Raw genomic sequence first — 14,632 nt, forward strand, 5'->3', positions numbered from 1 at the left:
ATCAACGTCGTGGGTTCTCCTGCCCCGACATGGCCGTGTCATCGCGCGCGGCGCCGCGCAGTTCACGCGGCGTTGCACCGAGCAAACGCGACATCCAGTGCGCCATATGGCTCTGATGCGCAAAGCCCGTTTCGAGCGCGATCTGGCTTGCGCTGAGGCGTCCCTGCAGCAGCAGCGTTCGCGCGCGCTCGACCCTGCGCTGTACCACGTACTGATGCACGGGCACACCGAGCGTGTCGCGAAACAGCGCCTTGAAATGCGGCACGCTCAGTTGCGCCTGCGCGGCGAGTTCGTCGAGCGTCAAACGCTGATCGAGATGCGCGTCGATAAACTCGATCACACGCGCGGCCGTGCGCGGCGCGAGCGTACGCCGCCGGTTGCCCGGCATGGCTTCGACGCCGATCAGACGCACCAGCATCGCCGTACACAGACTTTCGGCGTAGAGCGGAGCGGACGCATCGTCCGCTTCGAGCTCCGCGCGCAGCGCCCAGGCGAGATGCTGAAAGCGCAGATCGCGCATCTGGAAGCGCGGGCGCAGCTGCGCGTCGGCCGAGTTCAACGCGAGTTGCTCGACGGTCCGTCGCGCGAAGTCCTCGGCAAACCAGACGCTGAAAATCGTGCAGGCGGCGTCATCGTTCCACTGACCTTCGAGCCCCGCGGGGATCACGTCGGCGTCGCCGTGCGCCTGAATCCGCATGTGGCGGCGCGCATCGCACAGACAGCGCGCAGTCACCGGCGCACCAACGTGCACGCCCACGCGATGATGGCGAAACGCGGGCATCCGATGCAAACCGGCCGACACGTTGACCAGCTCCGCACCGAAGCCTTGCCAGCCAAGCGCCCTGCTCGTGCGCACGGCGATGCGCGAGCCGCTGTGCGGCGCAGGCGCGGGAATCGGGGTGACGGCGTTCATCGCTTGTCTCCTGAGTGAGCTGAATGACGGCGAGATGCCTGCATTGTGCGGCGTTTTTGGCAGGTTCGCCGGCGTGACGGAACTTCGTAGCTCGCGATCAGCCAACGCGATTCGCGCGACCTGCGCGGCATCGGCGTAAAAAATCATCCAGATCTGCGCAAAGTCATCCAGATCTGAGCGCCTCGCGAGCACCGCGTCCCTACCATCACGTCATAGCGATCCTCAAAAGGAGCACAACGTGTTCGTCATTTTCGGAGCGACCGGTCACGTGGGACACGCGAGCGCAACCGCCTTGCGTCGCGCGGGCCACCAGGTACGCGCGGTGGTGCGCGACGCCACGCAAGCCGAAGCGCTCGCGGCAATCGGCTGCGAGCTCGCGATCGCCGACCTGAACGACCCACAACTGGTCGCGCGCGCGATCGACGGCGCGCAGGCAGTGCAATGGCTCTGTCCGGTGCCGCGAGCGCATGACGATCCCGCGGCCGCGATGCGGCGCATCATCGACGCGGGCGTCGCGGCTTTGCGCATCAGCGCGCCACCGCGGCTCCTCGCGCTGTCCGACTACGGCGCCGAGCACGCGGATGGCACCGGCATCACGACGCTGTTCCACTACCTCGAAACGCAGTTGCGCACCGTCGCGTCGTCGCTGATCTTGTTGCGCGCCGCCGAGCACATGCAGAACTGGGCACGCGTGCTGCCGGTCGCGCTCGGCCGGGGCGCGCTGCCGAGTCTGCACGATCCGCTCGACAAGCTGTTTCCGACCGTCGCGGCGCAGGACGTCGGCGAGCTTGCCGCGCAGTTGCTGCTCGATGAAGGGCCTTCGCGCGCGACGCCACGGGTGGTCAGTATCGAAGGGAAAGAGCGGGTAAGCGCGCTCGACGTCGCGCGTACCTTGGCGGAACTGTCCGGGCGGCCCGTTATCGCCCACCGGGTGCCGCGCGACGAATGGAGTGCCGTGCTGCGCGGCGCCGGGCTCGGCGAGCGGCACGCCCAACTGATCGTCGATCTGTACGACGCGCACAACGCTGGACGGATCGACGTCGAGGCGAATATCAGCGAGCGACGCTTCGGCGCCACCACGTTGCGACAGGTATTGAGGGCGCTGCTATCGGGCGTGGCCGGTGCGGCAGCGGCGGCGCGGTGATCCGCGTGGATGTCCGGCAAGCGGACGGCGTGGCGCGGCGCGAACAGCGTCGAGGGCGTTCAACACTGGAGAGACAGCATGCAGACCTGCCCGTTGCTTCGCGCATCGATCGACGCCAGATCAACGAAAAACGCAATGCGACGGATGCAGTGCGTAGCGTCAAGACCGTCAACGCCCCCGAGCTCACGCGCCGAGCGCTGGCTGCGCATAGCGATAAGGCTATCGAGCTTCATGGGCTGGCGCGCGCTTGCCAACCTGCTCGCCGCGATTCCCGACAGCAATGACGATTTCGGCGTGTTCCAGGTTCTCAGTCATGAGCCGCGGGCGGGTCAAGCGGCGCTGAAGGTGCCGGCCTGGCGGCAAGCACCGCAAGCCGCCGCCAACCCGCTTATCGAGCCGGTTTACTCGTTCTCGTCGAAATGGTGACGCGGGCGAGCCTTCTCGTACAACCCTACGCCAAAGCTTACGCCGGACCACTGAGAGGTTGATACCGTCAGCGATACAGTCGGGTCACGGCCTTTTTCAACGCGATCAACCCTGAACCAGGGTTCGAGCTTCTCTGACCACAACGACGACTTTTAAGGTACAACCACGAGCTGAGGTCTTAATGCAGCGCCGCTACGTAGCCGCGCTAGCTACGATCGGTCTGCTGTGACATTCCGCCGGCAAGCTTCGGTTCGCGCCGGCGGACCTGCACGCGCAGCGAACAGAGCAGTGGCGATCAACCCGCTCCGAAGCGCGGCAGATTTCATGCGGTCAATGGGTATTTTCTGGACGCGGAAGGCGGGTGAGGTCCAGATTACTACGGTCATCCGGCATCCATCACAATGCACGTTTTGTCCGGGTGAACGCGTTTGGGACGCAGCTAGTATCCAATCGCCGCACATCCTGTGGGACCGCCTTCACGTCAGTTGCGATTTTGCTTCTCGCTATCGGCGCCCTTTTCGCTGAGGGTTTGGTCTACATCTTCTCCTTCACACCGGAACGAATCAGCCACCAGTTCACAGGGTAGCTCGTTACGAAGCCCGCGAGCATGGCGATCTGCATGGCGAACCAGAACTCCCAACTTGTAACGTTCGCGATGCCGCCAAAAACCCGCTTGAACCATAGGAACTGAATGATCGCCATTGCTCCATACATGCCAATCTGCCACGCGGTTATCGAGGCAATATCCGCTTTGACTGCAGCGATCACGCCCTGTCCAATTGACAGGTCGCGCATCGGCTTGATCGTGAAATACTAAAAACCGATTCCTAGCAGAAAGGCGATCATGAAGTCTGGGATCCAGACGGCAAAAGTTTTCTCGTTGAATATGCTGTGCCATCCGAACCACACCGCCAACCCTGGAAACGCAAAGGCTGACCATTCGACAACAATGTCGCCGAGTGTGCAACCAGCGCCGCAATGACTCGTGCCTTTCATCACGATCACTGTGAACGGTTGCGTTTTATCGCTAGCTTCGGCGGCGAGCAAGTTGCGTCCCCATGCATAATAGGCAGCAAGCCAGAGAACCGTGCCGAATAGCGTGGTCAGCGGCCAAACCAGGCTCATGATCCACATCTTCTGCGGATGTCTTACCTCGTCAGTCACAATGATGACGGCACACACCACGCCTAACACAAACCAGGCGATTGACAGACTATGGAGCCAGGCTGGAAAAGTACCGTAAGTCATCGTTGGTCTTGAAAGGGCTTTGCACTGATAGCGCACGGAAGAGCAACTGCAGTTCCGGCTCTGCAAGATTGGCTGATGGACAACGGCTCGATTCGGGCGGACGCCGGGTTACGGGTCTCCTGATGACCAAGCGAGATTGCACGTCAACCGAACGGTCGAGATGCATCGTTAAGCACGTCGTTTGTCGTGGACCGTTTGTCGTGAACACTTGTAACGTCGACCGATGTAGGCTTAACGCATGGAAAACGCGCCGATCCTGGGCAGCTTGGACAATATTTCGCCGGGGCGCGAAAAAGACGATCAGAGAATAGCGACGATGACAGCGCTCTGACCATGTAACGTCAATCAGATAGCCCTCCGCAATTGCCCATCGGGTTTTTCCAATCGTTCTGTGAAACCGACCTTCTCTGAACCCTGCGTCGCACGACGTGCCCATTTGCGGTGCTGCGACGCACATGCCAGCGTCGCCGCCCGAAGCTAACGGCTGCAGAGCTGTAAGTTGTGCGAGCTTCGCGATGCGGACCTGGACCCTTATCTACCCAGGGACTGCTCTGTCGATAGGCTCCTGTTCGCAGTGATCTCCCGCTCGGCACGTTGCCCGGGCCATCGGTCAGAATCGCAAGAAGTGAGTTTGGCCTCGCGTTGGCGCGGCCTCCGAAACGCGCCGACAGATCAAACCAGCAGGTCGAGCGATCGACTCTGCCGTCAGAAGAGCGACTGCGCCACCTGTCTCGACTTTAATCCGGCGTTCGTCTCCGGCCCGCGCTGTGCGAGTGGCGAGAGGTCGCGCCTGTTCTGGACAGCTGGTGCAACAGAAAACACCTTACATCGGCATCCCATCTCAAGTCGCGCCAACTCATTCCTGTCTTTTCACCGCGCTATTACGCGTATTGCGTTCGATCGCTGTGAGCAGTAGCAGCAAAGTCAGGAAACCTGTCAACGCGAGAAGAATTCCCAGCGACGAACCGAACTGAGCGTTTTTGCCCTCTGCCGCCTGAACGGCGCTTTGGGCCGCATCAATCCGCCCAATCTTGACACGGGCATACTGATCCATGGCCGCTGCAACATACCGCTCGCGGTTGTCCCATTCCCACGTAGCAGCGTGCTGCCCGGCAGCCGCAACAACGTCGGACAGTTCATCCAGGAACTGCTGTCGGTCGGCTTGGGGAATACGCTCGAGCCACGCCTTGAGCAGCGGTTGGCTTGCATTATTCTGGTTCAACAGGGCATTAAGCGAAGCGGGGATAATTAATCCCGCGGCGCCAGCGATATCCGCCATGGCGTTGCCGTTCGCGCTGCCGATCTTCAGACCGTCATTGGCCGCCTCCGAACCCGCTATCGAAGAGAGTACCTCGCTCGCGCTGACGGGCGGATCTGTGATAACAGCTGCCGTCCTCGGAACGCCAAGCGCAAACATTAATGCGATCATCGCCAGGATGGCGCCAACTAGCGCGATGAGACATAGCACGCGCGCCATGCCCAATAGACGCTTTTCGATTCTGTCTGCGATCCCCATATGAACTCCGTCGATGTCTGTTCGACCTACCGTCGCCTTTGCCTCACGGCTTGCGCAGATAACGCTCCGAAAGCGCCTCGTACAGCGGTGGCGCAAAAAGGCGCGAGACGCGACTCGCGATGAGCGCCGTGGCCATCAGCGAGATAACGAGCGCGTGCCCGTTGATCATCTCGATGACGATCACGAACGCCGTGATTGGGCTCTGGGTGACCGCCGCCAGATAGCCGACCATGCCGAGCGCGATGAGCATCGGAAGCTGGATCTGCGAGAACGCCATGTGAACCGTGTTGCCGATGCCAGCCCCGATCGCAAGCGACGGGGCGAACAGGCCTCCGGGCGCGCCTGGCAGATACGATCCCACCATCGAGACCATCTTCAGGAGCGGGTATGCCGCGCTGACATGCGCGCTGCCTTCCAGCATGCTCCGCGCTTCGGCATAGCCGCTGCCAAATGTATGGCCATTTGCGCTCACGCCGACGACCGCAATGACCAGGCCGCATAGCGCGCCGAATAGCACAGGCCGCTTCACGCGCAGTTCGAGCAGAACTTCGGGCATCCAGCGCTTCGTGTTGAGCAACAGCCAGCAGAAGCATCCCCCTAGCGCGCCCGCAAGGACACCAATCAGCACTACGGCGAGGCTGATCCATCGGGGCAATCCCGACCCGATATCGATCGTGCCGAAATACACATAGTTTCCCTGAAGCCCAAGTGAAACGACGCCAGCGAAGATGATTGCCGTGATCAGCACGCCGCTCGCGCGCTCCTCGAAGCTGCGCATCAGTTCCTCAATGGCGAACACCACGCCTGCGAGCGGAGCATTGAACGCCGCCGACAAACCGGCGGCCGCACCCGCGAGCGCGAGTCTGCGCTCCAGCACGCCCGGCCGGATCGCCAGAAAACGCCTCGGGTAAAAGCGCCTCAGGCTGAACATCAGGGCGGCGCCAACATGAATGGTCGGACCTTCGCGGCCGATGGTAAAGCCACCGAGCAGGGCCAGGAACGAGACCAGAATCTTTCCAACGAGAATACGCAGTGTGAGCAGCCGTGGCCCGAGTTCGTTCGGCCCGTGCAGCATGGCGATCACCTGGGGGATACCGCTGCCCTCGGAACCGTCAAAGAAGCGCCGTGTAAGCCACACCGTAACGGCGCCGGTTGCGGGCGCCACAATCAGAGGCAGCCAGAACCGGTCAGCCGCATAGCGAAGGAACACAGCGTAGCCGAAATCGATCAGCTTCGCGTAAAGCACCGCGACCAGGCCTACGGCGATCGCCCCCAGCCAGAACACGCCATAGTGGAGCCATAACCGGTTGATGCGCTGCAGCTTTCGACGGTCCATCAGCGCGAGAATGCGCACGATCTGTTCCCCTGTTTTTCTTCTAGGTTTTTTCCGGCGACGCCCTCACCGGCTGCATTTCGCGCCAGAAGCGCGACTCAGGCTTTCCGCGGTGACGGAACCTTCATATTGAACGCGATTGCGAGCCAGCACAATACGAGCCCGGAGCACGCGTAAAACACCGCGTTCGCGCCATTGTGTTTTAGAAGCCAGCCGCCAACCACGCCGCCGAGGGCAAGGCCGATCGACTGCGTGGTGTTGTACACGCCCGTGGCCGCACCCTTCCGATCGCCCGGCGCGAGCTTCGAGACGAGCGAGGGCTGCGACGCTTCGAGGATGTTAAAGCCGAGGAAATACACGAACAGCACGGAGGGCACGATAACGAGTGTATGTTCGAGCGAGCCAAGCAATAGCTGGCCAATGAGGATCAGACCGATTGCAGAGACGACCACGGCCTTCATTTTCCCCCGCTTCTCCGCGGCAATGATGGCCGGCACCATCATGACGAACGCAATACCCATGACCGGCAGATAGACCTTCCAGTGCAACGAGACCGGCAGCCCTGCGTCGACGAGCAGGCGAGGCACCACAAGGAACAGCGCCGTTTGCGTGGCGTGCAGTACGAGCACGCCGAAGTTCAGGCGCAGCAGCTCGACGTTATGGAGCACTTCGGCAAATGGCGCCCGCAAGTGGACGGGCCGGTTCGGCGAATCCGGCACGACCCAGATCACCACGCCCACCGCGAGAATCGAGAGCGCGCCGACCAGCGAGAACAGGCCGCTCATCCCGAGCCAGTGGAACACCAGAGGCGCACCCACGATCGCCACCGCAAAAGAAATGCCGATCGAGGCACCCACCATCGCCATTGCTTTTGTGCGGTGCTGCTCGGTAGTGAGGTCGGCAATAAAAGCGAGCACCGCGGAGGAAACGGCGCCCATTCCCTGGATCACGCGACCGACGATGATCCACACAATATCGTGCGCCCCCGCGGCGACGAAGCTGCCGATCGCAAATATTACGAGACCCGTCGCGATAACTGGCTTGCGGCCAACCTTGTCGGAAACCCAGCCGTAGAAGATATAGAAAAGCGATTGAGTGACGCCGTACGCCCCCAGCGCGATGCCGACCAGCAGGAGATTGTCGCCGCCGGGAATGGTTTTCGCGTACACCGAAAACACCGGCATGATCATGAAGAGACCGAGCATGCGCAGTGCAAAGATCGCTGCGAGCGACAGCGTCGCTCGCAGCTCGAGCGCACTCATGCGCGAGCGGGAAGTGGCCGATGTGGAAGTTGCGCTCATATCGTGTAAAAAAAAACCCAGCAGTCGCTGGGTGAAGATAGCTGCCGATGCTGCAGTCGGACGTGCTTGACCGGCAAGCTGAGGACACGTCGAAGTCACGCGATTCCGCGCCGCACCCGCTGAAAGCCTAATGCAATATTATGGCACGACATGACATTTCTCGGAATTTAGACGCGAAAACTTAAACGAAACTTAAAACCCGGCCCGTGAGCCCTCGCTCGTGTCGCGCGCGGCACCGCCGCCGGCGTGCTGCTTGAGACCCTGGTGATCTGGGACGGCGCGCTCTTTTATGCGGCCTTCAACGATCCCCAGACGGTCATTGGAACCCTGAGCGCCGCGAGGGCTCCCGCTCCGGGAAGCGGTTCGGATGCGGTCAGACCTCTCGTCCTACGGCCGCACGACGAAGGGCACGCGCGATTTACCGCTCGCGCAGATTACGTCGGATCGCAATCATTTAGCTTCGCGACATGTCGAGAATTATTGGTCCGATGCGGCAGGTCGCTAATAGATGATGCGTCGGCGCCGGGTTCGATGCGCGTGGCGACGATGATCGTTTGAACGTCAGGTCGCATCTGCAGACTTATCGCGTCTATCCTCTGGAACGCCCTTGCGCTGACAACGGCATCGGCGCTGTCTCGCGATAACGAAGACATGCGCCTGCGCGCCGCAGCGCTCCAACGGTCTAAATACCCCAGAGAATATCGTCGCCATGGCGATGGGCCTCGCGCATCATGTCGAGCAATGGCCAGGCGCGATGTTCGACCGTCGCGGCCGCACTGTTTGAACTATGGTCGTTCGGCACGTGATGGAGGACGTTGAGGGCTAATTCAGTGCGTGCCTGATCTTCGATAGCGCGTTCAAGTCGCGTTATCACCGTACCCAGTTCGTCGTGGCTGATGACGCCACGAGTGGCGACTTGCTTACCGATGGCTGCGAGGAGATATTCCGCGAGGTTCCGCAGCATGACGACGTCCGGAGTTGAACGGCACTTGAACCTAACAAGCATACAGACCTCTCCGCGAAGGACAACTGTGCCGTTGCGACGGCCGCCGAGACGGCCGCCTGATGCAATCGACGCTTATAACCAGCAACGAGGCTTGCGCTAATCTCGATATCCAAAGTGTAGGACAATGTGGCACATTGTGCTATATAAAGATCAGATGCGCGGACCATACCTTACCGGCGCGCAGGCAGGTCGACTTGAATCTAACTCGCGGTCAGCGCTCATTAGCTGCGCACGACGTTCGTTCTGTTGTGGCATAAGCGGAGGCAATAAATGCCGTGATCGACTGCTCTTTGGGGGCGTGATGACCCTTCAGAATAAGCTAACGCTAAATTGTCCCTCTGTACCGCCAGGGACGCTTTGGCATCGCGAACAGATTCATCGTGCGCTCGCGGACGAGGCGGAATGCTCGGCAGGCTTCGAAGCCATTTGTGCGGTTTGTGCGTGCTGAGGAATGGCGTCCAGGTCGACCCAGTCATACCGCACGCTCGCCACCGCCTGCCGGAGCGCGTCATTTGCTTGATAGTACTGGTGATGAGTGATCAGCCTCGCAGCGTCATTGACGTCCGCGATCACCAGTTTTAGCGGAACGAGTTCCATGGTGTAGGCAACGTTGATATTCGCGACCTTCAGGGCGTTGAGCGCCTGATCCCGCTGACCTTGCTTGATGTGCTCGTTCGCGGATGCCACCGCTTTGGATTTCTCGGAAGACTGGGCGAGATTGTCGGTGATAGTTACGTCAGCGCCAACTGGAAGCCACATCAGCTCCTGCGAAGCGCGAGCGACGTCCGCTTGGACATGCGGCGCGCTGGAAGCCGTGGGTGGAAGTTTCAAGTCTTTTTCAGCCTTGGTAAAAGCAGTATTGTCAGCCTGCGCTTCCTGCAGTGATTTCTGGGCGGCTTTTACAAGCGTGGCGGCCTCCGAACCGTTACCGTTGAAGATTGCGAGTCGCGCAAGTTCGATCTGCTGGAAGGCCTCGTTTCCTTTCCCCGAGACTTTGCCCATGTCCGACGCGACGGCCGGCGGGGACTCGGCGGCCTGCACGGTCGCACCACAATAGGCGGCGGAGAACAACGCGCACGTGACAGCGATAACCTGATGCCTTTTCATGGTTCATTCTCCTCAGCGAGTGTCCAGTTCCAGACGTCGCATGCGGTTGCGCGCTCACATCGGCGGCGCATATGGCATGCGAGACTTTCACAGGGCTTGAACTTCGAACAGTTGACGCTTTAAAGCTAGGCCGTGGTGCTTAAAGGACGCTTAAGAAGGAGCCATCCGGACGCAAGGCGGCAGCACTGATACGTCCTGACCCATATCGCTGACCATCCCATTAACCGCATCGACGAACTGTTGCCCTGGAACGTGGCCACGAAGCTGCCTCGGCAGGCTGGCCCATCGGCGTCTGCTGACACGTAACCCGATTCCCGATCATGCCTCACGCGGGCGCCGCGTTGCGGACGGCCGTCGCGAGGTGCTTACGATAGAGCTTCCGTTGACTCCTCCCTCGCTGAACGATGGCGTTGCCAGTCAACTCGTCGCGTCCATTCGCTCCATCATTGCTCGCGTCTGCTCGACGCGCAACGCGCAGCGCATTGCTAGCCTCATCACGATCACGCTCCAGAGCGCCACTAGAAGAATGTCCCAACCGAATCCGATCACACCGAGTCCGCCACCGATGCCGCCGAGCCAAGACAATAACCAGATGCCCCCAAACCACGGCAACAGCCACGCAATGTTGTTCCAGCCGAAGTCTTTCGCAGCTTTGCGCAAGACGATGTGGTAGTACGCCGCGTAGAGTACGAAACCGATCGCCACCAGCGCAAACAGAAAGGTGTTCGTTGCAAAGCCAGTCCAATATATTACGAGGTTGCTGCAGATAAATGCGACTGGCGCCAGCACAGGCGCGGCCCACATGCGAAATGGACGATGCAGTTCCGGAAGGTTACGGCGCAACACCAGCAACGCGACCGGACCAAGACCATATGTCAGCACCGTAACCGACGTAATGTAGTCGACCATCTTCTGCCATGCAGGAAACGGCAGCAGGAAAATGGTGCCAACGACCCACATCACGAGAACCGCCAGCCATGGCACCTTGTTGCGGTTCAGCTTTGTCAGCATGCGGGGACCAGCCTCCATTTCGCCCGTAGCAAAGAGGACGCGCGATCCGCCGGTTACATACATCAGCCCCGTGCCGCCAGGCGATATATAGGCGTCGATATAGAGAAGCGTCGCCATCCAGCCGAGCCCGAGCGTCGCGGCAAGTCCAGCGAACGGTCCCATTTCCCCCTTGAAGCTGAGGTGTGCCCATCCGTGCGCGAGATCGACCGGCGACAGCGCCCAGATAAAGGCCACTTGCAACATGATGTAAACCACTGCAGCGAGCACGACCGAGCCAATCACGGCTAGCGGAATGTCGCGATGTGGATTGGCCGTTTCGCCGCCGAGGTCGATCGCAGTACGGAAGCCCAAATAGCTGAAAACGATACCTGCTGCGGGAAGTGCCGTGAACATGCCGGAGAGCTTGTAGGTGTCAGGCGCCGCACGCACGACATCCCAGTGGGTGCTCGCTGCCATCAAGCCGACGATGGTCAGTATCGGTACCAGAATTTTCCACCACGTAATGGTTGAATTGACGTTGAGCAGCCATCTGATCACCATCAGATTCAGCAGCGCGGTGATTCCGAGCAAACCGGCGCACACGAAGAAGCCCGCCAAACTCAGCACCCCGGCGGAGCCAGGACGGATCAGCCATGGCAGATAGTTGCTTGCATAGGTGACGATTGCTTCGGCTTCGACTGCAGGCACCGGGACATAGGCGAGGAAGAGCAGCCAGCACCACAACCTTCCAAGTCCGTCGCCATGGCTCGCGTGGCTCATATGAACCAGCGCCCCACTACGAGGAAAAACGGCGGCAAGCTCCGCGAAACATAGCGCAATCAGCATGATGATGACAGCGCCAAGCGCCCAACTGCCTATGCTCAACGGACCGGCTATTCTCGATGCATGGTAGGCGCCGAACAGCCACCCTGAACCAATCATGCTAGTGGTGCTTGCGAACAGCAACCCCACTATCCCAGCATCGCGACGCAGTTTGCCCGATAGCGTCAGGTCGGAAATCGTGCTCATTTCTGGTCTCCTTGCGCCTGCCCCGGAGTTCGGTTTTTGAACCGGCGTTGCGCGAAAGAGGCGGTGCGCATCCGCGCACCGTCATACATGAACGGCTCACCCTGAACGCTTCGACCGCAAAGACGGCGATAAAATTCCCGCCGTGAACCGAAGCGACAATTAAAGGGCTTGGAAATGCCTGTGCGCTTCGACGAGCGTTAGTTCACACTGTGCCATTTCAAATTCGTGGCATGGCTTCATGCGATTCAAGCATCGTCGAGCATGCGCCAATCGCTCGCACTGGCCCCGGCCAGAGTACGCACACGAGCTTCGTCACGCGCAAGTTCTTGCGCGGATCCGGAAAAAACGACCCGACCATCGTCCAGCACGCAAGCCGCGTCGGCAATCTCGACAGCCGCTCGAACGTTCTGCTCAACCAGAAGCACCGACATGCCTTCGGCGCGCATTCTGACGATCACATCAAACACTTCCTGCACCATCAGCGGTGCGAGACCTTGAGACGGCTCATCGAGAAGCAGTACGCGTGGGTTGAGCAGCAGGCCGCGTGCGATCGCGAGCATTTCCTGCTCCCCTCCGGAGAGTTGCCGGCCCTTGCTGTTCCGACGCTCGCGTAACCGGGGAAAAAGCTCAAACACACGTGCGATAGTCCAAGGACCGGTGCGCCCGTTGGGCACAAGCAGATTTTCTTCCACGCTGAGACTCGCGAATATGCGCCTACCCTCCGGCACATATCCGACACCGAGCGCCGCGACCCGGTCTGGCGGCCAGCCGGTCGTTTCGCGGCCTAGAATGTTCACCCTTCCCGCGCGTGGCCGGGTCAATCCCATCAGGCTTCGCATGGTTGTCGTCTTGCCGGCGCCGTTGCGCCCTACCAGGGCGACAATCTGGCCGTCGTCAACGTCCACCGATACGCCATGCAGAATGTGGCTCTTGCCGTACCAGGTCTGCAGTCCCTCGGCAACCAGGGCACTCATTTTGCTGTTCCCAGATAGGCTGCTTGCACGGCTTGATTGCCGGTGATTTCTTCGGGCGTTCCTTCTGCCAGAATCCTGCCTTCGGCGAGCACCATGATGCGCTGTGCCAGTTGGAAGATGACGCGCATGTCGTGCTCGATCAGAATCATCGTCAGCGATCGATCGCGGTGCAGGCGTCGTATCAGTTGCGTCACGTCGTAGGTTTCCTGATCTCCCATCCCCGCGGTCGGTTCGTCGAGGAGCAGGAGCCTGGGTTCGAGTGCGAGCGACATGATGATTTCCGTGGCTCGCTGGTCGCCAAGCGACAGCTCACCCACCAACCGGCGAGCACGCTGCTCGAGTCCGCCGAGCACGAGCAATTCTTCCAGCCGCTGGTTGACGGTCGTGCGCGCCGCCCTCGAGAGCCACGGCGAGAGCCTGTGCCCGGCCCGAAGTTCGACCGGAATCCGCAGATTATCGCGAACGGACAACTCAGGAAAAACTTCCGTAATCTGGAAAGTCCGCGCCATTCCCATGGCAACGCGGCGATGAGGCGCAAGCCGGGTCACGTCGCGTCCGTCGAACTCGATACGCCCCGACGTAGGCGGAAAGAACCCACTGATCAGGTTGAAGAACGTCGTCTTTCCTGCACCGTTAGGTCCAATTACCGCGCGAAGCTCACCGGCTTCCACAGTCAGGCAAACATCGCTAACCGCGCGAAGATTGCCGAACCGGTGAGATACGTGATCGACTACGAGCAGGCTCATGAACGCACCCCGCCCGTCCGGATGCCCAGCACGCCACGGGGAAAGAACAGAACGACGAGGATGAACAGCAGGCCGATAAACGACATCCAGTTCTCAGTCCGTGTGGAGATGTAATCCTGAACCAGCACGAAGACGGCCGCGCCGATCAGCGGTCCCCACAACGAGCGCATTCCCCCCAGCACGGCCATGATCACAAAATCGCCTGACTGGTCCCACCGCAGATCATGCGGATCGGCGAAGTTATTGAGCAGCGCGTACAAGGTACCGGCAAAACTCACGAAAAAGCAGGAGATCACGAACGACAGCCAGATATGCTGCTCCACCGGCAGCCCCAGGAAGCGCGCCCGTTTTTCGTTCTCGCGTATCGCCAGAAGCGTACGGCCAAACGGAGAGCGCAACAGCGCAGTCATGACGCCAACCGACACGGCAAAGCAAAGCAAAACGAAATAGTAAAACACGGTGCTGTTGCCAAGAATGTCGATTCTCTGCTGGCCAAAGTGGAGAGGCATGCGATGCCATCCGGAGAGTCCATCGTCGCCGCCAGTCACGGCGTTCCAGCGAAAGGCGACGAAGTAGAACACCTGGCCGAATGCGATCGTCGCCATCGCGAAATAGACGCCCCGAAGCCTGACAATCAGCGCGCCGATGAGCGCCGCCGCCAGCGTGCCGGCCGCGACCCCAATGACGATACCAAGCGGCGTATTCGGCACCAGATAACGGATCGTCATACCAACGCCATACGCGCCGAGACCAAAATATGCCGCGTGACCGAACGACAACACGCCTGTAAAACCGAGTAGAAAATTGAGCGCCATCGCCGCCAATGCCATTACTACTACGCGTGTACCAAGTGCCGTATAGCCGCCGAGCCAGGTGATCCAGTACGGCATGGCTGCGAG

General features: G+C 60.4%; 12 protein-coding genes and 2 pseudogenes. 3 read left to right on the forward strand and 11 right to left on the reverse strand.

What is annotated here, in order from left to right; genetic code table 11:
- Position 1: 1 nt before the first annotated feature.
- Positions 2-913: a helix-turn-helix domain-containing protein gene (locus F6X39_RS22785; protein ID WP_187618209.1), complete on the reverse strand. Its 912-nt coding sequence runs from the start codon at positions 911-913 to the stop codon at positions 2-4.
- 238 nt (positions 914-1,151) lie between these two features.
- Here F6X39_RS22785 and F6X39_RS22790 point away from each other — a divergent pair, with 238 nt between their 5' ends.
- Both F6X39_RS22790 and F6X39_RS22795 read left to right on the forward strand, forming a co-directional pair.
- Positions 1,152-2,057: an NmrA family NAD(P)-binding protein gene (locus tag F6X39_RS22790; protein WP_187618210.1), complete on the forward strand. Its 906-nt coding sequence runs from the start codon at positions 1,152-1,154 to the stop codon at positions 2,055-2,057.
- A gap of 78 nt (positions 2,058-2,135) precedes the next feature.
- Entirely contained in the window at positions 2,136-2,483 is a 348-nt protein-coding gene (locus tag F6X39_RS22795) for a hypothetical protein (protein ID WP_187618253.1), read from the forward strand.
- Between the two features lie 534 nt (positions 2,484-3,017).
- Here F6X39_RS22795 and F6X39_RS37405 read toward each other — a convergent pair.
- The 6 genes and pseudogenes from F6X39_RS37405 to F6X39_RS22825 all read right to left on the reverse strand — a co-directional run bounded on the left by F6X39_RS37405 (position 3,018) and on the right by F6X39_RS22825 (position 9,994).
- A pseudogene (locus F6X39_RS37405) lies at positions 3,018-3,731 on the reverse strand (DUF4396 domain-containing protein).
- Between the two features lie 856 nt (positions 3,732-4,587).
- Positions 4,588-5,247 (reverse strand): hypothetical protein, encoded by a 660-nt coding sequence (locus F6X39_RS22805; protein WP_187618211.1) that lies wholly within the window; start codon positions 5,245-5,247, stop codon positions 4,588-4,590.
- A gap of 43 nt (positions 5,248-5,290) precedes the next feature.
- On the reverse strand, positions 5,291-6,583 hold the full coding sequence (locus F6X39_RS22810) for a chloride channel protein (RefSeq protein ID WP_184069442.1): 1,293 nt from the start codon (positions 6,581-6,583) through the stop codon (positions 5,291-5,293).
- Positions 6,584-6,678: 95 nt separating this feature from the next.
- Positions 6,679-7,842 (reverse strand): MFS transporter, encoded by a 1,164-nt coding sequence (locus tag F6X39_RS22815; RefSeq protein ID WP_187618212.1) that lies wholly within the window; start codon positions 7,840-7,842, stop codon positions 6,679-6,681.
- 721 nt (positions 7,843-8,563) lie between these two features.
- Positions 8,564-8,887, reverse strand: a complete 324-nt coding sequence (locus F6X39_RS22820; protein ID WP_187618213.1) for a DUF1840 domain-containing protein — start codon at positions 8,885-8,887, stop codon at positions 8,564-8,566.
- 375 nt (positions 8,888-9,262) lie between these two features.
- Positions 9,263-9,994: a YfdX family protein gene (locus tag F6X39_RS22825; RefSeq protein ID WP_187618214.1), complete on the reverse strand. Its 732-nt coding sequence runs from the start codon at positions 9,992-9,994 to the stop codon at positions 9,263-9,265.
- A 189-nt stretch (positions 9,995-10,183) separates the two neighbouring features.
- On the opposite strand from F6X39_RS22825, the pseudogene F6X39_RS22830 reads away from it, so the two are divergent.
- A pseudogene (locus F6X39_RS22830) lies at positions 10,184-10,300 on the forward strand (transposase domain-containing protein); the annotation flags it as partial.
- Between the two features lie 111 nt (positions 10,301-10,411).
- On the opposite strand, the gene F6X39_RS22835 reads toward F6X39_RS22830, so the two are convergent.
- The 4 genes from F6X39_RS22835 to F6X39_RS22850 all read right to left on the reverse strand — a co-directional run bounded on the left by F6X39_RS22835 (position 10,412) and on the right by F6X39_RS22850 (position 14,623).
- Positions 10,412-12,013 carry an APC family permease gene (locus tag F6X39_RS22835; protein ID WP_187618215.1) on the reverse strand — a complete coding sequence of 534 codons (1,602 nt, stop codon included), beginning with the start codon at positions 12,011-12,013 and terminating at the stop codon, positions 10,412-10,414.
- Positions 12,014-12,258: 245 nt separating this feature from the next.
- Positions 12,259-12,987 carry an ABC transporter ATP-binding protein gene (locus tag F6X39_RS22840; protein WP_187618216.1) on the reverse strand — a complete coding sequence of 243 codons (729 nt, stop codon included), beginning with the start codon at positions 12,985-12,987 and terminating at the stop codon, positions 12,259-12,261.
- Positions 12,984-13,733: an ABC transporter ATP-binding protein gene (locus F6X39_RS22845; protein ID WP_187618217.1), complete on the reverse strand. Its 750-nt coding sequence runs from the start codon at positions 13,731-13,733 to the stop codon at positions 12,984-12,986. Before F6X39_RS22845 ends, F6X39_RS22840 begins: the two co-directional genes overlap by 4 nt.
- On the reverse strand, positions 13,730-14,623 hold the full coding sequence (locus tag F6X39_RS22850) for a branched-chain amino acid ABC transporter permease (protein WP_260330577.1): 894 nt from the start codon (positions 14,621-14,623) through the stop codon (positions 13,730-13,732). The genes F6X39_RS22845 and F6X39_RS22850 overlap by 4 nt, the downstream gene beginning before the upstream one ends.
- Positions 14,624-14,632 lie beyond the last annotated feature (9 nt).

It is taken from the genome of Paraburkholderia sp. UCT2 (assembly GCF_014397665.1).
Taxonomy (GTDB): Bacteria; Pseudomonadota; Gammaproteobacteria; order Burkholderiales; family Burkholderiaceae; genus Paraburkholderia; species Paraburkholderia tuberum.